The organism is Laceyella sacchari (assembly GCF_004343255.1).
Taxonomy (GTDB): domain Bacteria; phylum Bacillota; class Bacilli; order Thermoactinomycetales; family Thermoactinomycetaceae; genus Laceyella; species Laceyella sacchari.
Genome location: NZ_SMDD01000003.1, coordinates 108,005 through 126,810 on the forward strand (window position 1 = coordinate 108,005; position 18,806 = coordinate 126,810).

15 protein-coding genes are annotated in these 18,806 nt (G+C 45.4%); 5 read left to right on the forward strand and 10 right to left on the reverse strand.

The genetic code is table 11. The features are described 5' to 3' along the window. Position 1: 1 nt before the first annotated feature. The 4 genes from EDC32_RS10825 to EDC32_RS10840 form a co-directional block, all read right to left on the reverse strand. Positions 2–1,042: a FecCD family ABC transporter permease gene (locus EDC32_RS10825; protein WP_211341924.1), complete on the reverse strand. Its 1,041-nt coding sequence runs from the start codon at positions 1,040–1,042 to the stop codon at positions 2–4. 29 nt (positions 1,043–1,071) lie between these two features. Then, complete coding sequence (locus tag EDC32_RS10830; RefSeq protein WP_211341925.1) at positions 1,072–2,004, reverse strand: iron-hydroxamate ABC transporter substrate-binding protein; 933 nt, start codon at positions 2,002–2,004, stop codon at positions 1,072–1,074. Positions 2,005–2,091: 87 nt separating this feature from the next. Then, positions 2,092–2,901, reverse strand: coding sequence for an ABC transporter ATP-binding protein (locus EDC32_RS10835; RefSeq protein WP_132222188.1), 810 nt, complete (start codon positions 2,899–2,901; stop codon positions 2,092–2,094). A gap of 310 nt (positions 2,902–3,211) precedes the next feature. Then, complete coding sequence (locus tag EDC32_RS10840; protein ID WP_132222190.1) at positions 3,212–4,285, reverse strand: WD40/YVTN/BNR-like repeat-containing protein; 1,074 nt, start codon at positions 4,283–4,285, stop codon at positions 3,212–3,214. Positions 4,286–4,871: 586 nt separating this feature from the next. On the opposite strand from EDC32_RS10840, the gene EDC32_RS10845 reads away from it, so the two are divergent. Together EDC32_RS10845 and EDC32_RS10850 are read left to right on the forward strand one after the other, a co-directional pair. Beyond that, the gene (locus EDC32_RS10845) at positions 4,872–5,735 is read left to right on the forward strand and encodes an AraC family transcriptional regulator (RefSeq protein ID WP_132222192.1); all 864 of its coding nucleotides are present in this window, start codon (positions 4,872–4,874) and stop codon (positions 5,733–5,735) included. A gap of 557 nt (positions 5,736–6,292) precedes the next feature. Then, entirely contained in the window at positions 6,293–7,195 is a 903-nt protein-coding gene (locus EDC32_RS10850) for a sulfite exporter TauE/SafE family protein (protein WP_132222194.1), read from the forward strand. A gap of 172 nt (positions 7,196–7,367) precedes the next feature. On the opposite strand, the gene EDC32_RS10855 is transcribed toward EDC32_RS10850, so the two are convergent. From EDC32_RS10855 to EDC32_RS10865, 3 genes are all read right to left on the reverse strand, one after another. Beyond that, a complete protein-coding gene (locus EDC32_RS10855; RefSeq protein WP_132222196.1) occupies positions 7,368–7,712 on the reverse strand; it encodes a GNAT family N-acetyltransferase in 345 nt (114 codons plus the stop codon). A 351-nt stretch (positions 7,713–8,063) separates the two neighbouring features. Beyond that, entirely contained in the window at positions 8,064–9,512 is a 1,449-nt protein-coding gene (gene gltX / locus EDC32_RS10860) for a glutamate--tRNA ligase (protein WP_132222198.1), read from the reverse strand. 235 nt (positions 9,513–9,747) lie between these two features. Then, positions 9,748–11,274 carry a YifB family Mg chelatase-like AAA ATPase gene (locus tag EDC32_RS10865; RefSeq protein WP_132222200.1) on the reverse strand — a complete coding sequence of 509 codons (1,527 nt, stop codon included), beginning with the start codon at positions 11,272–11,274 and terminating at the stop codon, positions 9,748–9,750. An 812-nt stretch (positions 11,275–12,086) separates the two neighbouring features. Here EDC32_RS10865 and EDC32_RS10870 point away from each other — a divergent pair. From EDC32_RS10870 to EDC32_RS10880, 3 genes are read left to right on the forward strand one after another with little or no spacing between them, the layout of a single operon-like run. Beyond that, positions 12,087–14,156 carry a BglG family transcription antiterminator gene (locus EDC32_RS10870; RefSeq protein ID WP_158283343.1) on the forward strand — a complete coding sequence of 690 codons (2,070 nt, stop codon included), beginning with the start codon at positions 12,087–12,089 and terminating at the stop codon, positions 14,154–14,156. Beyond that, complete coding sequence (locus tag EDC32_RS10875) at positions 14,153–14,419, forward strand: PTS sugar transporter subunit IIB (protein WP_132222204.1); 267 nt, start codon at positions 14,153–14,155, stop codon at positions 14,417–14,419. Before EDC32_RS10870 ends, EDC32_RS10875 begins: the two co-directional genes overlap by 4 nt. Positions 14,420–14,451: 32 nt before the next feature. Continuing rightward, a complete protein-coding gene (locus EDC32_RS10880) occupies positions 14,452–15,717 on the forward strand; it encodes a PTS ascorbate transporter subunit IIC (protein WP_022736347.1) in 1,266 nt (421 codons plus the stop codon). A gap of 352 nt (positions 15,718–16,069) precedes the next feature. Here EDC32_RS10880 and EDC32_RS10885 read toward each other — a convergent pair whose 3' ends face one another. The 3 genes from EDC32_RS10885 to EDC32_RS10895 form a co-directional block, all read right to left on the reverse strand. Next, on the reverse strand, positions 16,070–16,642 hold the full coding sequence (locus EDC32_RS10885) for an SMI1/KNR4 family protein (protein ID WP_132222206.1): 573 nt from the start codon (positions 16,640–16,642) through the stop codon (positions 16,070–16,072). A gap of 134 nt (positions 16,643–16,776) precedes the next feature. After that, a complete protein-coding gene (locus tag EDC32_RS10890; RefSeq protein ID WP_132222208.1) occupies positions 16,777–17,739 on the reverse strand; it encodes a hypothetical protein in 963 nt (320 codons plus the stop codon). Between the two features lie 222 nt (positions 17,740–17,961). Further along, entirely contained in the window at positions 17,962–18,318 is a 357-nt protein-coding gene (locus EDC32_RS10895; RefSeq protein ID WP_132222210.1) for a hypothetical protein, read from the reverse strand. Positions 18,319–18,806 lie beyond the last annotated feature (488 nt).

Sequence of the window (18,806 nt, forward strand, 5' to 3'; positions counted from 1 at the left end):
TTCACTTTCTCCCTCCTCTTCGCGCGAGATAAAGAAAGAAAGGCACACCAACCATGGAAACGATGGCTCCCACTGGCGTTTCATATGGTGCATTAACCAGTCTCGCCGCCGTATCGGCCAGCACCATCAGCATACCCCCAAAAATGGCCGAACAGGGAATAATCCACCGGTAATCTGTACCCACCATAAAGCGAATCATATGAGGCACCATCAAACCGACAAAAGCAATGGCCCCGGCGATGGAAACGGCTGCCCCGGCCAAGATGAGCACGACACACATAAGGACGGTTTTCGTCAATAACGTGCGCTGTCCTAACCCTTTGGCGATTTCTTCACCAAAGCTTAACACCGTCAACCCTTTTGAAAACATGATGGCGATCACGATGCCAACGCCGACGACGGGCAACAGCCATTTCAATTGAACCCAGTTTGTCCCTGACACCCCTCCGGCCGTCCAGAAAGTGAGTTCTTGGGACAACTTGTAATTAAGAGCAATGCCTTCCGCCATCGCTGACAATAAAGCTGAGACGGCAGCCCCCGCCAATGTGATGCGAAGGGGGGTTAAGCCCCCTCGTTTCAAAGAACCCAAGCCAAACACCATCGCAGCCCCGATTCCGGCACCGATAAAAGAAACGATCATGACCGATAAATAGGTGGCACTCGGGTAAAAAGCAAAGACACACGCCAGGGCCAGACTGGCACCGGCATTTAAACCGAGCAAACCGGAGTCGGCTAGAGGATTTCTGGTCATTCCCTGCATGATGGAGCCGCTGACCGCCAAGGCCGCCCCCACGGCCGCTGCTGCCAGCTCGCGAGGCAACCTGAGGCTGACAATGATTTGATCCGCCTCTCGCGTTGAATCATAGTCAAATATCGATCGCCACACAGTTAAAAAGTCAATGTCAGCCGCCCCGACCGAAATGGCAAACGCCATGCTGAGCATGAGGAGAACGATGCCAGACCCAAGGACTGTAACCCCGATAACCGGTCGGGAAAAAACGGCGTCTCCTGCTTGCATCCGTTTGTTTTTGCTAAACATCATGGGCATGTATCCTTTATCAGACTTTGAAGTCATTTTCTTTTCGTCAGGGAGTCAACAATGAATTCCATCTCTTTTTCTAGGGAAATCGGATCATTGAAATAAAAAGATTTGGAGTCGAAGAGAATCACCTGGTTCTTCTGCACTGCAGGAATGCCTTTCCAAACATCGGTTTGCATAAACGAATTGTCTGCCGAATCATCCCCTTGGCCAACAAAGAGGTAGTCACCTGCGTATTGTGGAATCACCTCTTTGGAAATCGCTTTATACCCAGGCCCGAACACATCCTGTTCCAACTTTTTGGTCGGTTTCAAGCCAAGCGCCTGATAGATGACCTCTGTCCCGCGACCCCAGTTTTTTCCATACACGTACATATCTTTACCAAACGTTTCCAACACTGTAGCGGTAGCATTTTCACCGATAGCAGCTTGAACTTTTTTACGCTCGGCTTTTGCCTTCTCTTGCCACTGTGCAACCCATTCTCTGGCTTCCTTTTCTTTACCTACCAGCTTGCCAATCTCAATATGCTGTTGCAGGTAGTCGTATTTTTCATAAGTAAATGCGACCGTTGGCGCGATTTGAGCATATTTTTTAAGATTTTTATCGTTGGAATAGGTAATAATCAAATCAGGATTTAACGCCAAGAGCTTCTCCACGGAATCTTCGGTGACCACTTCCACATCATCCAACTGACCTTCATAAAACTTGTTTCCTTTCGGCCATTCATTGACAGCGATCGGCTTGATGCCAAGTTTCAGCAGGTTTCCGGCATAAGTCGCAGCCAGCACAGCTACTCTCTGCGGTTTCGCAGGGACTTTGACATCCCCTTGTTCAGAGTGGTACATTCTGGTTTCTGATGTGGAATCCGTGGTCGATTGACCTGCGTTGCCCCCACATGCGGCCAGTAAGATCGTCATAACCATCATGATTATGCTGAACAGCATCCGTTTTTTATGTATGCGCATTTTTCTCTCATCTCCAACTTATTTTAATAATAAAAATCATTCTCGATTATTTCTTAAAAAAACGCTGATCCGTCAAGCTCTCTCACATCAATCACTCACTGCGACATAAGATCGATCGATCAAATCATATGTGAGGCACATCGGCTTTTTCGTCCGCGGGTCTGTGCCAACTTCAACATCGATGTTAAAGACGCGCTGAAGGATTTCGGGGGTGATGATCTCCTCCGCTGTCCCTTCTTTAACCAATTCTCCCGCTTTCATCGCCACGATGTGATCCGCGAAACGAGCTGCATGGTTAAGGTCATGGATCACCATCACAATGGTGCGCTTTTCCTTTTCGTTCAAATGTTTCAGCAGCTCCAATATCTCCAGCTGATGCGACAAGTCAAGATAGGTTGTCGGTTCATCAAGCAGAATGATATCGGTTTCCTGGACCAGTGCCATCGCGATCCACGCCCGCTGTCTCTGTCCGCCTGACAAAGCATCCACCGCTCTGTCCTTGAATTGGGAAACGCCGGTGATCTCCATGGCCCAATTGATTACTTTCCAGTCGGCTTCTTGTAGCCTGCCCATCCCCTTTTGGTATGGAAACCTTCCATAAGAAACGAGTTCGGCTACAGTAAGCCCTTCCGGGGCGTCCGGCGACTGAGGCAATATCGCCATCTTTTGCGCAATCTTTTTCGTTTTTTCCATCGTAATGTCTTTGCCGTCCAAAAACACTGCTCCTGATTTTGCGGAAAGAATGCGCGCCATGGTCTTCAACACAGTCGATTTGCCACACCCATTTGGTCCGATGATCGCAGTGATTTTCCCGTCTGGAATGGTTAAGTTCAAATTGTTGACGATATCTTGGCTTCCATAGGCTATTCTTAAGTTCTCAGTAAAAAGCCTGGACATTTTCTCCCTCCAATCGCCTTAACCTGAAAGACAACACGTGATGTGTTGCAATCAGTCATACGGCGAACGCTTGACACAAACTCCGATTTTCACCGTTGCAATGGATGATAACGATTCTCGATCTCAAATGATATTTTAGTTTGCTCTCGCCGTTGTGTCAACTGTTGCTACTAAATAAAAACCATCCCTTACACTGTATTCTTATTTAAAATCAAAATGAGGATGACCCAAAGAAACGGTCAGCCTCATAGGTACCTGCCATCTTTTTATTTTATTTAATCCAATGCTATCCAGATCCCACGTTGATGTATTAGCCTCTCACCGCCAACGCATGCGGATGCTGCCGCTCATACTCCTCTTTCCAGTCGATCTCCAAACGCCGCCATGTCAAACCAGTATCCGCCGAGCGATACAATCCTTGATTGGTCAAAGCGTAAAAAACGCCTGGCTCATCTTGATTAGCTGCAAGAATGGGAATCACCATGCCTTCCGTCGGTGGAAGCCCCTCCCTCACTTCCTGCCACGGCTGATCTCCTTCTTTACGGTAGATGGTGGATTCCGGTGTGACATGGTGCAGATGATGAGCTTCCATCGCATGAACCGATGCCGATACGATAATCACATCGGGATTTCCCGGGTCCACTGCCATACCGTAAAGATAATGATGCTTAAGCCCTTCAGCTTTGCTCTCCCAAGTCAGACCAGCGTCCTTACTCTCCAAGTATTCGCGCCCCACTTCAAACAATCCGTCACCCGCCGCCGCATACAACCGACCCGGTGCCATCGGATGAGTCAGCAAGGTATGCGTATCCAAAGGCCCGCGAAACTTCCGATCTTCCCATGTTTGGCCACCATCCAGACTGCGAATGAATGCGCCAGCCTCGATGGAAACATAGATTTTTTCCCCTTCTTTAATATCTGGCGTGATCCAGCGGATGTGACTGGTATGGGGGCGAGGTGGGAAGCTCCAAGTGGCCGCCGATGGCAACAGGCGGACGTTTTCCAGCTCCGTCCAAGTGTCCCCGCCATCGTCAGAGCGGTACAAAGCGGTCGGTTCGGTCCCCACAAACACCACACCATAGCCGTTAGCCTGTTGAACGGGACTTACTGCAACCGCCGTTACAATAGCCTGATTAATTCCCCGCCCCATCAGCGGTTCCGTGTAGAGGCCAGGTGAACCGCAAGGCTCCCACGTCTCTCCCCCGTCATCACTGCGCCACAGTCCCCGACCAAAGGTGCCGCAGTACACACGCTCCGGCCGAAAAGGATCGAATGTCACACAAATCGGTTGCATTCCCTGCAACGTTTGCTTGGTTGTGATTCGTTCCCCTTGCACATCCACCACCAGTAGATCCTTTTCCATCGCCAAGTACAGCTTCGTCATGGAAACACCCACCTTTGCATTCATTTGTTTGGACTTGCAAACATGCCAGCTAATGACACCCTAAAAACAGACTTGCAACCGATTACTTCCACGAACAAACAAATAATCATACTACAATTAAATAATAACAAATATAAACTACAATTTAAAATTACCTAACAATTATTCTAAATAAATTCATCCTTAATGCAGACATGTTCGGTCACGCCTGCAGGCTGGCAGAGATCGATTCGCCGGGGATTCAACGTGCTATCATGTAAGAGGTCCCACAATCGCCGTTCCTCGTATTCAGCTTTGACTCTGACCTCACCCGCCCGCAACTACAATGTTTTCCAGGGTGTGTCCGGCCAATCAAGTTGGTGGAGAAGAAGCGGCGGAAAAACCTTTTCTCGAAGAGCGTCGATGCACAAGTGAAGCGAATGAGAAAATGGTTTGGGAGCCGTGTCTATTCATCAGACACATCCTAATCTAATCTCCCCTCACTTCCCACTTCCCAAAGACTTTACCTCACCCTGTCAGCACATAGCACAAACGAACAGGACGGACAAGAAATTGCTTGTTATGATCACGGTAAGGAGTGAGAACCATGATATGGGTTGAATCATTGCAAAAAGCCATCGATTATATGGAAAAGCATTTGCTGGACAATATCACCGCCGAGGATATAGCCAGGCAGACGAACACATCTCCCTTTCACTTTCAGCGCACCTTCGCTATTTTGACTGGCATTTCCGTTGGTGAATACCTTCGGCGCAGGCGATTAACCCTAGCCGCCCAAGAACTTGCCAAAACAAGCAGCAAAGTCATTGATATCGCCCTCAAATATGGTTATGACACCCCTGAAGCTTTCTCAAAGGCATTTCGCCGACAACACGGCGTGACTCCCAGCGAGGCGCGCAAGTGTACAGGAAAGCTGAAAGCATACAACCGCCTGGTGATACAGGTTAATCTGAAAGGAGCAGAGCCCATGCAATACAAGATGATTAAGAGAGACCGTTTTCAAGTGGTGGGGATCAAAAGGGAGTTTTCTTTGGTCAATAATGAAAACCTCGAAGGCATCTCGAAATTCTGGCAGGAAATAAATGAGGAGAAAAGAGACAAAACATTGCTAAAACTGAACAACGGCCAAATCAAAGGAATATTGGGCGTTTGCGTCGATCAAAGTAATGTGCGACCGGAAAAAGCAATAGACTATTGGATCGCTGTGGAACATGACGGGGAGACGCCAGACGGATTAATGAAATTGGAAATTCCTGCAACTACATGGGCTGTTTTTGAAGTTCACGGCCCGATGCCCCATGCCATGCAAAAAGCATGGAAACAAATCTTTTCTGAATGGTTTCCCTCAAGCGGTTATAAACTGGCCGGCACACCCGAACTCGAAGTGTACGACGATGACGATCCCTTCAAGCCAGACTATTACTCAGAAATCTGGATTCCTGTAGAATAATCACAACCAAGGCATGCGCATTGGCGCAAAGCAAGCAGACGAAACGGTTCCACTCTTGCAACGCGGTACCGAATGGGAAGAAGGATGGGATACTCTCCCATCCTTTTCTGTATGCCGCTGAATAAAGAATAACTATGGAGCAAGGGCTCATTTTCACTAAGTAAGAAGCGAGATTTCACTTTTCAATCTCATTCTTGACAGGCGGTTAACAGATGGATATGATTATTTTAAATCAAATAATTCATATCAATTAAGTATGTTTTATGCTTTAAGCAATTTTTTGGCGCTGGATGAATAGATTGATTTAGCAGGATCATATCTCGACCAATTGACTCGACTTAGTGGAGTTGCTTATCGAAAAGCATGCTTATGTAGCAAGCGATACCTTTTGCATAGGGCGAATCGCATGACACGACAGCTTGAGATGATTTTCTTGTGTCGCAATTTTCTTAATCATACATGCCCATCAGGATGTCGGTTGGAATGAACTCGCTCTAACATCTCATTATCTAAATCTGAGTAATTAGATGGATATTGTCCGTTAAAGGAGGATTTTTATGCAACGGCTTATCATTTTCGCCATCATCGGGCTTTTCGCCCAATTGGTGGACGGCTCCTTGGGGATGGCATATGGCGTCACTTCCAGTTCGCTTTTACTTCTATTTGGCGTTTCTCCGGCGATCGCTTCTGCTTCTGTTCACATGGCTGAAGTCGTCACTACTGCCGCTTCAGGCGTATCTCACATCCGTTTTGGAAACGTGGATAAGCAAACCGTTTATCGCCTGATTCTCCCTGGTTCCCTGGGGGCCTTTATCGGAGCTTGTTTTTTGAGCAACTTGCCCGGGGATGTGGTTAAACCGTATATCGCCGTTTTCTTGTTTGCTTTAGGTATTTATGTACTTCTGCGATTTTTGCTTGCTGACTCCAAGAAAATTACCCATGCCGATACCAACCGGACACCCAGTAAAAAATTGCTTGTTCCGCTCGGCTTCATCGCGGGCTTTGCTGATTCTACGGGAGGAGGTGGCTGGGGCCCACTCACTACGCCGGTCTTGCTGTCACGCAATGAGCTTGAACCGCGCAAAGTGATTGGCTCCGTAGATGCCAGTGAATTTGCCATCGCCTCCGCCGCCACAATTGGCTTTTTTATTTCATTGGGCCCGGAGCAGTTTCATTGGCAATGGGTATTGGCATTGATGGCAGGAGGAGTAGTGGCTGCCCCCATCGCCGCTTGGTTGGTTCGTAAGATTCCGGCTGCCATTCTCGGTGTGTTGGTTGGGGGACTAATTATCATTACGAACCTCAAAACATTATTTGGCGCCTTTGATATCGGTTCCGATGCCGTGCAAAATGGAGTCTATCTCTTTTTTGCCTTGCTGTGGGCGGGCGCTGTCGCATACAACATTGTGCGCCATTATAAACAAATCCAGCAAACAAAGCAGGAAGAAAAGGCACTTTAATGCTGCTGTCAGGACAGGGTTGTCCGGAATAAGAAATACCGAAGCCGCTTTAATCAAAGCGGCTTTTTTTTGCATATACGCTTGGGTCTGCTTGAACAGAGTTGCCTTTAATCTAAGTCGAATTAAAAAAGAAGGGCTTCAAATTTTGCCCTTTAGATCTCTGTATCACTTCTTACTCCCACTTTCTAACATATTTCAACAAATGAGTCACCGTACCAAAAAAATGATCTTCTATTTCTTCCTCCACGTGAAACTGCATCGATTCATAAAAGGAGCGTCCACCACCATTCTCCTTTTCCACCCAAGCAAACATCCGACGAAGAGGAGATACATCGTTGATCAATTGTCTCAAAAGACGTTTACCTATCCCTTTGCCTTGAAATTCTGGAAGAAGATAAATCCGAGTTAATTCATACTCAGCATTACCTCTTTCTACTAATTCCCCATAACCAACAATGCCGTCTTCATCAACAACTACATAAAACAGACGATGCGGCTTGTTACGCCCATCGAACATTTATTCTGAAATTAATTAATGTTATAATATATATAGCAATGAATCATTATTTTTTACACCTTCTGAAAATTATATCTCAAAGTAAATATGTACTGGACAAACGCATATAAAAACGGAATGGAGGTGCATGGCTAATGAAACCAAAATTTAGACGTGTAGATATCTCCATTCATACTGACTTTTTCAAGCATTCATGGACACAGGAAAAAGAGGATTGTCCAAAGTGTAAGAGCAGTGACGTTACCATCACAGAAGGCTACCGATACGAATGTGACGTTTGTGGTCATCGCTGGTCGCCTAAATAACACCAAGAAAAATGCACCTTCTTTAGTTTAAGAAGGTGCATTCCTATTAACTAAGTATCTGATTAATACGTTCAAGTACTTTTTCTTTTCCTAAAAGGTATAAGGTCTTATTCAGGTCTGGTCCATGATTCTGACCTGTTGCCGCTACACGGACCGGCATAAACAACTGCTTACCTTTATAACCCGTTTCCTTTTGTACTTCTTTTAGCAAAGCTTTGATGTTATCTGGTGTGTACTCTTCTAACGTGTTCACTTTCGCTTGGAATGCAGACAGTACCACGGAAACGGATTCTCCTGCAAGGATCTGGTTCGCTTCCTCATCATATGAAACATCATCGACAAAAAACTGTTTTGCCAGTTGAGTGATTTCACTTACTGCACTCATACCCGATTGGAAGAGACTAACCAGGTGTGTTAACCACTCACGATCAAAATTCTCCCCAATATACCCTTCCTTTTGCAAGTATGGGATGGCCATATCAACAATGCGGTCTAAGTCTGCTTTTTTGATGTATTGACCGTTGATCCAAGCCAACTTTTCCACATCAAAAATCGCACCCGCTTTGCTTACTCGATCAATAGAAAAATGTTGGATCAGTTCGTCTAACGAAAAAATCTCTTCTTCACTTAATTCACCACTGGGCGACCAACCTAGCAAAGCCAAATAGTTGACAAGCGCTTCCGGCAGATATCCTAAGTCCTTATATTGCTCAATGAACTGAATGATTGACTCATCACGCTTTGAAAGCTTTTTACCATTCGGATTCAAGATCAACGGAAGATGCCCAAACTCAGGAGTCTTCCATCCAAGGGCTTCGTACAACAAGATTTGGCAAGGGGTATTAGACAAGTGTTCCTCACCACGAATCACATGGGTGATTTGCATTAGTGCATCATCCACAGTGACAGCAAAGTTATATACTGGAACTCCATTTGATTTAACAATAATGAAATCACCGATATCATTCGTGTTAAACTTCATGTCACCACGCACTAAATCCGTGAATAAAACATCTCGATCATCAGGAACCCGAAAACGAATCGTATAGGAACGACCTTCTTTCTCATATTGCTTTTGTGTTTTCTCATCCAAATAGCGGCATTTGCCTGAGTAATGATAAACCTTGCCCAATGCTTTGAGCCTTTCTCGTTCCAAATCTTCCTCTTCTTTTGTGCAGTAACAATAATATGCCTTCCCCTCTCTTACCAATCGCTCGATGTAATTTTGATAAATGGACAAACGATCCATTTGTATATATGGTCCATAGGCGCCTCCGACATCTGGACCCTCGTCCCAATCCAAACCAAGCCATTTAAATCCTTCGAGAAACTTCTCAGTAGCGCTTTCTACATTTCTAGCTTGATCAGTATTTTCGATCCGTAAAATAAAATCCCCACCAAACTTTTTTGCATACAAAAAGTTGAAAAGAGCGGTTCTTGCTCCTCCAATGTGTAAATGACCTGTAGGGCTGGGAGCAAATCGCAATCGAACCATGATCTATCCCTCCTTCTCCTAGTACTGGAACTACATAATTCACTTAATTTGAAGATACTCGCAAAATCTAATCAATTATTCCCTTTATTATAACTATATTGAATCATTTTAACCAATCCTCTTAAAAAATTTAGCCGCTTTTTTGTATGTAGCTCTACCCTTAACTCCAACCATAGGAATCGAACCAATTTCCTTCTTTATAGTTGTTTATAGCTTGAAGAACATAAGCTTCCCATCACTCCCAAAACTTCCGATCCAGCGCACGGTAGCGAATTGCCTCGGCGATGTGGGAAGCGCTGATCTGCTCCGCTCCGTCGAGGTCGGCGATGGTGCGTGCCACTTTCAAGATGCGGTCGTGGGCACGGGCGCTTAAGCCCAGGGTGTCAAAGGCTTGCTTCATCAATTGGCGTGATTCTTTGTCCAGGGAGCAGTGTTCGCGGATGTCGGCCGTGCTCATGGTACTGTTGGTGCTGTGTTCTTTCCCTTGGAAACGGCGGGCTTGTCGCTCGCGAGCGCGGTTGACCCGTTCGCGGATGGCAGACGAGGATTCCCCTGTTTCTGCGCCACTCAATGTCTTGAAATCCACTTTGGGGACTTCGATGTGGATGTCAATGCGGTCCAGCAACGGGCCGGAGATTTTAGAACGGTAGCGGCTCACTTGATGCGGCGTACATGTACAGGAGCGGTCTTCTTCGTACCCGAAGTAACCGCACGGGCAAGGGTTCATGCTCGCTACCAGCATCAGTTCGGCAGGAAATGTCAGGACAGCACGGGCCCGGCCAAGGGTGACTTCACGGTCTTCCAAGGGCTGGCGAAGCACTTCCAGCACGGTTTTAGAGAACTCTGGCAGTTCATCAAGGAACAGCACGCCACGATGAGCCAAACTCACTTCCCCCGGCTTTGGCACGGTTCCCCCGCCCACCAAGCCGGCAGTGGAGATGGTGTGATGAGGTGAACGAAAAGGGCGTTCGGTGATCAGGCGGCCCCGCTCTTTGATTAATCCTGCAATGCTGCAGATCTTGGTCACTTCCAACGACTCTTGCAAACTCATCTTGGGCAAAATGGTGGGAATCCTTCTGGCCAACATCGTTTTGCCCGAGCCAGGCGGACCGATCAGCAACAAGTTGTGTTGGCCCGCGGCAGCCACTTCCATGGCCCGTTTCACATGGCTCTGCCCTTGCACATCGGCGAAATCAACCGAAAAGACTGATTCCTCACACATTTGCTCAGTTGGGCCGCCAGTGGGTCGCCATTCCCCTCGGAAATAGGCAACTGCCTGTGCCAATGAAACAACCGGAACCAGCCGCAAGCCGTCCACCAATGCTCCTTCCGCCGCATTGGCCGCTGGAAGAACCACTTCCTCCAATCCCGCTTCCCGGGCCGCCATCACCATGGCCAACACACCACTTAATGGGCGCAAGCTTCCGTCCAAAGCCAGTTCGCCGATAAAAAGGGTGCGCTGAAGCGAATCGGCAGTCAACTGGCCGCTAGCAATCAACACTCCCAAGGCGATGGCCAAATCAAAACCGGACCCTTCTTTTTTCACATCAGCCGGTGCCAAGTTGGTGGTGATACGCTGCAACGGAAAGTGGGCTTCGCTGTTTTTGATAGCTGCCCGGACGCGGTCTTTGGCTTCTCGCACCGCCGAATCGGGCAAGCCGACAATATCAAACGACGGCAAGCCGTTGCTGATATCCACTTCTACTTCAACCAATCGTCCGTCAATTCCCAAGACACTGGCGCTGTATAGTTTGGTGTACACTCATATTCCCCCGGAAATAAGTAGCTTTTCCCATATTTTTCTAGATCAATCGACAATTTTCCTGTCTGTGCCTATTTCAAGCTAATATTCCTGTGTACAAAATAAAAAGACTCTTACTTTGAATTTAGATACTGAGATGTATTAGAGGAAACCTTTTCTCAAGGAGCGCCAATGAACAAGTGAAGCGAATGAGAAAACAGTTTTGGAACTCTGGCTATCCCTTTTGATAATCACTCCGTATTAGAAATTCTACAATAAGCACAACATCTTAAGAACATTCAGTCTGGAAAGGGCAACTATTATTTACTTACTCCCTTTCAATACCTCCATGGTGGCAACTAAACCCGTATGTGAACATCAGTTATATCAACCAGATTCATCATAACCTCCGATCATGTACAAATCCCGGTAGGTTCACAGACTTTTGATATAAATTCTCTGATACTGTCTGTGCTTAGCATAACATGTTTATCTCACTAAATACCCAATTCGATTTAGCCAACACCCGGCAAAGGTCCTCCCTCGTCTTCTCATAGCCGAACTCATTATATTCTTTCCTCCTTCAAGGATTAATCATATTTATCCAATCACTTTGATTCTGAAAATAACACCCAAACACCAACCTGAACCACTGGACGAGGTGTCGATCCCTCCTCACTGTCGCATGCGTATCCCTGATTCCAAGTTCCACTGTTGTTTAAACGCAAGGATTCATCCCAATGTTGTACAATATAATTTACAACATTTGCAACGAAAACGCTTTCTAGATATAAAAAAATCTCACTATAATGAAGGCAAAGAGGGGATGTTCAATGCAACTAGATGATAGAAGCTTGAGTCTGCTTAAAGAAATCATTTTCCAACCGCATTGCACAATGAAGCAATTGGAACAACGACTCCTCCTGTCACGCAGGCAAATCAATTACGACCTGGAGAAAATCAACGCATGGTTGGCAAGCCAACATCTGGAGCCGGTGAAATACCAACGTCAAGCGGGATTCACTTGTCCGCCTGGCATCAGGGAGAAGTTGACACACCTTCCTTTGGCTGAGAGCAAACACCAGTATGTCTGGTCGGCAGAGGAAAGAGTTCGCTTGATTCTCTTATCCCTTCTTGGTGTGACAGAATATTGGTCACTCGTCCACGCCTGCAGCTTGCTTCAGGTAAGCCGCAATACAGCATTGGCCGATTTGAAAGAGGCTAATGCGCTTGCTGGTGAAGTTGGCGTACAACTCAAATATTCACGGGACAACGGCTATCATTTGGTGGGAAAAGAAAGGAATCTTCGTAGCCTGCTACATCGATTGGTCTTCACCGCCTTGGAACAAGAAAATGGAGAGATGGTGTTAAGGGAAGCGATCAAGCAAATGCAAACCATTTCGTTCGATTCCTTGTACCGTCGGTTGGAAACCGTCGAACGGCAACTCGGGGTCCGTTACACGGATGAACGCCTGGTGCAACTCACCTATGAGTGCCTCCTGATCGGACAACGGATCAAACAGGCAAAGTGGATCGGCATCAAGGAAAAAGATCTGCAAGAAATCATCCATACGCCCGAGTATGAGGCAAGTAGTACATTATTGGATGATTTGGTGGAAGACTTGGCTCCGGAACACCGTTGCCGCGAGCAGGCTTACCTGGCCTTGTTGCTTCTCGCCACCAACGTATCCACCCCGGAAAAAGGAAAAGTGATGCGGGAGGTAGCCTTATCGATGGTCGATCGGTTTGAAAATGTGGCTTGTGTCAACCTCGCCGAAAAGGAACTCTTGACCGATCTCTTGGCCATGCACTTAACTCCGGCTTATTACCGGATCAAGTATGGGCTGGAATTAAAAAATCCCCTTGCCTCCTCCATTTTGCTGGAACATCCGGAACTGCACCATCTCGTTAAAAAATGCGTCTCCCCTTTTGCCCGGCGGGTGGGCGTCGACATTCCGGAAGAAGAAACAGCTTATTTAACCATCCATTTTGGCGCTTGTTTGCGGCGCCAAGGGGTGGAGCTTGCCCAACGTCCAAAAGCCGTTGTCGTTTGCCCAAAGGGGATTGCCGTCTCCCATCTGCTCATACGTACGTTGCGCGAACTGTTTCCGGACATTTTGTTTTTGGATGCATTGACGGTTCGGGAATTTTCTTCTTATCCCATGGATCATGAATTGGTTTTCTCCACGGTCTTCCTGAGGACAGACCGAAAGCTGTTCGTGGTGAAACCGATTTTATCCCACGAGGAGAAAGAGCGCCTGCGATACGATGTGTCGAAAGAACTGTATGGCATCGCTGATCATGCGGCCAATGTGCCATTTTTGTTGCATGTGATCGAACAATATGCGGATGTTCATGACCGTAAAGGGCTTACTCAAGCGTTATCGGGACTTTTGAAGTCCCTTCAATCCCCCCTTCCAGTCAGAAAAGAGGATGAAAAACCCGTGTTAAATGAACTGATTACACGAGATACCGTCCAATTGCGGAAAAAGGCAAGAAATTGGGAAGAGGCAATTCGATTGGCAGCTAAACCTTTGGTAGACAACGGTTCTGTCGAACCGGGTTATGCAGAGGCAATGATTGCCTCGATTCATGAGTTAGGGCCTTATGTAGTGATCGCACCTAAGGTGGCGATCCCCCACGCGCGCCCCGAACAAGGAGTCAACCAATTATCGATGAGCTTTATGCAGTTGAACGAAGAAGTTTCCTTTCCGCAAAACAAACCCGTGCGACTCTTGTTTGTGCTTGCCGCCTCGGACAACGAATCCCATTTGCGGGCGCTGTCCCAATTGTCCGAATTACTGGCGCAGCCCGAGGAAATCCAATCCCTCATCGACGCGGAAACAAAGGAAAACGTGTTGGACTTGATGGACAAGTATTCGAAAGGAGAAATGGAAGCATGAAAATCCTAGTTGTTTGTGGAAATGGGCTGGGGAGCAGTTTCATCATGGAGCTAAATGTGAAAAAAGCCCTGAAAGAGTTGAACAAGGAAGCAGAAGTGGAACACACTGACTTGACGACGGCCCACACTGAAAGCGCAGATCTTTATCTGGGGGCCAATGATATTATTTCCCAACTGGATAACGGCGTGCGGAAGATCGTTGGCTTGGAAAACATCATGGATCTGGAAGAAATCAAAGCCAAATTGTCTCAGCATCTGCAATAACCGAATAGTATCTGGAGAAAGTAGGGAAGCCAATGCACATCTTGCAAATCATGATGAATGATATTTTAGGGACCCCTGCGATCTTGATTGGGATTTTTGCCCTGATCGGCCTTTTGTTGCAGAAGAAGGGGATTGGGGAGATTGTGTCCGGCACCTTGAAAACGGTGTTGGGGTTCATCCTGGTCAGCGCCGGAGCGGAGATCATCGTGCGGTCGCTCGATGTGTTCGGGAAGATGTTCAACCAGGCGTTTGCCATCAACGGAGTGATTCCCAACAATGAAGCGATTGTCGCCGTGGCGCAAAACAAATTCGGCGCGGCGACGGCCTTGATCATGGTGTTCGGCATGGTGGTCAACTTGATTTTGGCACGTTTTACGCCATTGAAATACATCTTTTTGACGGGGCACCACACGTTGTTCATGGCTTGTCTTATCGCGGTGATTTTAACGACCAACGGTGTGAGTGGAGTGGCATTGGTCTTTACCGGGTCCATCATTTTGGGGGCACTCATGGTCCTGTCTCCTGCAATATTGCAACCGTTTGTCCGCCAGATCACAGGCTCCGACCAGTTTGCGGTCGGACACTTCGGTTCGATCGGCTATTTCGTTTCCGGATGGGTGGGCAAATGGTTCGGAAACAAGGAGAAGTCCACGGAAACGATCAAAGTCCCGAAACAATTAAGTTTTCTCCGTGACACCTCCGTAGCCGTTTCCTTGACCATGGCCATCCTGTTCGTCATCGTGGCTTGCTTTGCCGGGCCGGCCTATATTCAGGCGAAATTGTCCGGTGGCCAAAACTATTTGGTTTATTCCATCATTCAAGCCATCACGTTTGCAGCCGGCGTCTACGTGGTATTAAACGGAGTGCGCATGCTCATCGCGGAAATTGTGCCAGCGTTCAAGGGAATCGCCGAAAAAATCGTGCCCCAAGCCAAACCGGCACTTGATTGCCCAACCGTATTCCCGTTTTCCCCGAATGCCGTGATCATTGGGTTCTTGTCCAGCTTTTTGGCCGGGTTGACCAGCATGTTTCTTCTTCCAATGCTTGGTTTGAAAGTGATTGTGCCCGGTCTTGTGCCCCACTTTTTCACGGGAGCCACTGCGGGCGTGTTTGGGAATGCAACTGGCGGTCGTCGCGGTGCGTTTTTCGGTTCGTTCGCCAATGGATTGATCATCAGTTTTTTGCCGGCGTTGCTTCTTCCGGCATTGGGATCATTGGGATTCGAAGGCACGACATTCGGTGACGCCGACTTTGGCGTGGTAGGACTCATTCTCAGTTATTTGTTACAATGGTTTTAAGCCCGCGTGCAGTCATTGCTCAAATGATTCGCACTCGTGCGAAAGGCTCTTACAGTGTGTGAAACATTCACATTGCACACATTGTAAGCGCCTTTTTTGTTCATAAAAATCGGCTTTTTCTGCCTGATGTCTACTTGACGAGAGAGCATTTGAGCCATCTGACCTGTCTATGTATCATTGCGGAATAATTAATTAATCAATATTTTAAATCTATTAGTCCCAGTAAGAGAGAAAATATTATTAGTACTTGCTTGTGATGGATACACATAGTTCTACAATGAAAAATAAGGAGTCATTTGTTGTTTTAAATAACGCCTTATTCAAATCGTCATCGTCATACCTCTTCTGTATCCTACTCCAACATCGAGAGCCAATTTTCCACAGAATCGTAAGGCAGAATAGCTCTTAACCTATTCTCAATTTCTCGTAGGATTTTTTTATCAAATTCCCATTCATCATTCAAAAATTGACCCTCATATTTTAAGTAACACACCTCACATAGCACAGTTAATGTCTCAATAAATCCATCTAGACTTGGTGCGATTTCTCTTAAGTTAATAGACACTTGGCCGTGCCATGCATGATAAAGATTCCCCTCTTTCTTATCTAAAATAAAAGGATCTAACCCTTTATCTGCAATTACAATCCAATCATTTCTCCATTCTCGATTACTTTGCATACTTGCCAAGTCATGACTAAAATTCACCTGAACTTCGATCATCTCTTCTGGCTCATACAATTGAATCGGATTTCCCCCAAAATCCAATTCTCCCATTCTGGGTGCATAATCTTTATACCACTTAAGTAACTTTTCACCTGGATCTAATGATCTTTGAATCTCTTTCATTTCATGTTCATCTGTCGGCCCGACTGCAAAACCACATTCCGTCATGACCTTTTTCCATCTATGCAAAACTTTTTCCATCGACTTGGCACCGCCCTAATAAATATTTATCAACTTAAAAATAGCCTATAACGAATAAAAAGAGATGACAAAAAGCCATCTCTTTTTTAACTCCCCAAATGTCTAGATAACAACTAATACAATGAATTGTTGTTTTATTTAGCTACTGGATAAATTTCAATTACATTTTGCCAAGTAGTTAATCCCATTTTTCTTTTTTGCTGAAGTGCCACTGCATCCGCTAAAATTTGTCTATTACGATTGGATAATACGATAATAAACTGACGCTTACGGTGTTTACTCATGCTTTCGATTAATGATAGTTCAAAAGGAACGATGGTTTCCTTTTCTTTTCTTATCGGAATATTTTTAGCTACCATTCTCGTATTTCCATCTTCATCGACCCAGATTAAACTTATATTTGTTTCATAAGGAATAGGCGCAATATGTAATCCTCCCACTTTGCTTTTCACATAAAACTGATTGTTTTTCGGTATTAATTTACTAGGTTTATGATTTTCGTCGATCAACGAGGGAGTTGGGTATAATGATAGGCCTCTCTCTTGAAAGTTACTATCAATTTGAAAAGACTGCTTTTCTATCATCGGTGGATCAAGTGTCATGCTTTTCTCGTTTTGGACGAAAAGCCGAATCAAACTAAGATTAAATCCATCGTATCGTTGATACTCCATGCTTTTTGTCAATTCAATAGGAAAGAAAGTTAATTCCTCAGCATCTTTTGGATTCCATTGAATCGATATGGGTACCTCAATGGTAGCATTTCTTTTTGCAATTACATGTATGCTTGATTTCCATCCGCTATTTTTCGTTTTTATTTTTGTTGCTTTATTCCCTTGCAATACAATCAATGTATAGGGAATATCTTTCTTTGTCACGTTATCGAACATCAATTTCCCCGTTAGCTCGTGTTCATGATTAGCATTGTTCAGGAATTCAAATTTTTCTCCTTGAACATTTATTGAATCGATCCATTTTTTATCTGCATGAAACGAAAAGCCAACAGTAAAATTTTGCGGTCCTTCCACAACATCACTTACATCATCTAAAAGGCGATGGGCATTTTCAAAGATGGCTTGATCTTCTTCATTGATATTCACTTGAGCTTCCTCCTTTTTATGATTGTCTTAGACGTAATCATTCAATGACCTGAAAATAGAATATAAAATGGATACATTATTAACATTTCAATCACCTTTTTTTCAATTAAATATCCCCTTATACCTTCTACTTAACAGTGGCTGTTCTACCAGACATTGCGGTTAGGGTCCATCTTTTATTACATAAAAAAGAGCGGAATAAACCGCTCCTTTTTAACCATTTTAGTAGATAGTATACTGGATAGTATGATAATTGTTAGCAACGACAAACTGATACGTCCCGGTTTCTGCCCACCAACTGGTTGTGTATTTTACTCCATCACAAGGAATGGTTCGAGTTCCTACTAAGGTAGAACTTCCATTTTCCCATCTTAACATCATTACTAATTCCGAATCACCGCCACTACATAGTGTAACTAATTTTGTGGCACCCAGATGCTTATAATGTGTAAACATTTGTGTCCCTGTCCATTCAGCAGGATAAAGGGTTCCAGATATTGCAGCATATGTGATGCTGGGTTTAATCATCGCAATAGTAAAAATCATCATCACAGCGATCACACTTAGCCATTTTTTCATATTACAATCTCCTTTCCAAGGATATTTTATAATTAGTCAAATGGACTGCAATCTTGCAGCCACTGGCACACCAAGCATGTTCGGCACTACGACCATGATCTCCATCACTGTTTTCTCACGAATTCAATGGACTCCAAGGGTGTATATTCTATTATCAATTTAATATTACTAAATACTAAATATTTCATCTATGTGTTTTAAAACACATCTGGTTTATCTTTACTTTGTAGGAATTTATTTAACTATTGTTGTTCTTTAATAATTATTTCTACAACCCGTTTTGGAAGGTACCGATCTATATAAAAAGGACGCCTCAGTTAACCAAGTAAGCTCAAAATAAGGAAAGGTTCCAACCTTGTTTACCAAGGGGAACCTTTCCTTTTTACCGTGTCTGCTGAATAGGCCAGCGACTCAATACCATTTTCACATTCGCTTCACTTGTGCATCGGCGCTCCTGGAGAAATGGTTTTTCCTTTCCCTACCAACTT

Excerpts from the sequence above, each read along its gene's own strand:
- EDC32_RS10830 (WP_211341925.1), bottom strand. The coding sequence starts at position 2,004 with ATGCGCATACATAAAAAACGGATGCTGTTCAGCATAATCATGATGGTT.
- EDC32_RS10870 (WP_158283343.1), top strand. The coding sequence starts at position 12,087 with ATGCAACTAGATGATAGAAGCTTGAGTCTGCTTAAAGAAATCATTTTC.
- EDC32_RS10875 (WP_132222204.1), top strand. The coding sequence starts at position 14,153 with ATGAAAATCCTAGTTGTTTGTGGAAATGGGCTGGGGAGCAGTTTCATC.
- EDC32_RS10850 (WP_132222194.1), top strand. The coding sequence starts at position 6,293 with ATGCAACGGCTTATCATTTTCGCCATCATCGGGCTTTTCGCCCAATTG.
- EDC32_RS10840 (WP_132222190.1), bottom strand. The coding sequence starts at position 4,285 with ATGACGAAGCTGTACTTGGCGATGGAAAAGGATCTACTGGTGGTGGAT.
- EDC32_RS10885 (WP_132222206.1), bottom strand. The coding sequence starts at position 16,642 with ATGGAAAAAGTTTTGCATAGATGGAAAAAGGTCATGACGGAATGTGGT.
- EDC32_RS10855 (WP_132222196.1), bottom strand. The coding sequence starts at position 7,712 with ATGTTCGATGGGCGTAACAAGCCGCATCGTCTGTTTTATGTAGTTGTT.
- EDC32_RS10880 (WP_022736347.1), top strand. The coding sequence starts at position 14,452 with ATGCACATCTTGCAAATCATGATGAATGATATTTTAGGGACCCCTGCG.
- EDC32_RS10895 (WP_132222210.1), bottom strand. The coding sequence starts at position 18,318 with ATGAAAAAATGGCTAAGTGTGATCGCTGTGATGATGATTTTTACTATT.
- EDC32_RS10825 (WP_211341924.1), bottom strand. The coding sequence starts at position 1,042 with ATGATGTTTAGCAAAAACAAACGGATGCAAGCAGGAGACGCCGTTTTT.
- EDC32_RS10845 (WP_132222192.1), top strand. The coding sequence starts at position 4,872 with ATGATATGGGTTGAATCATTGCAAAAAGCCATCGATTATATGGAAAAG.
- EDC32_RS10835 (WP_132222188.1), bottom strand. The coding sequence starts at position 2,901 with ATGTCCAGGCTTTTTACTGAGAACTTAAGAATAGCCTATGGAAGCCAA.
- gltX (WP_132222198.1), bottom strand. The coding sequence starts at position 9,512 with ATGGTTCGATTGCGATTTGCTCCCAGCCCTACAGGTCATTTACACATT.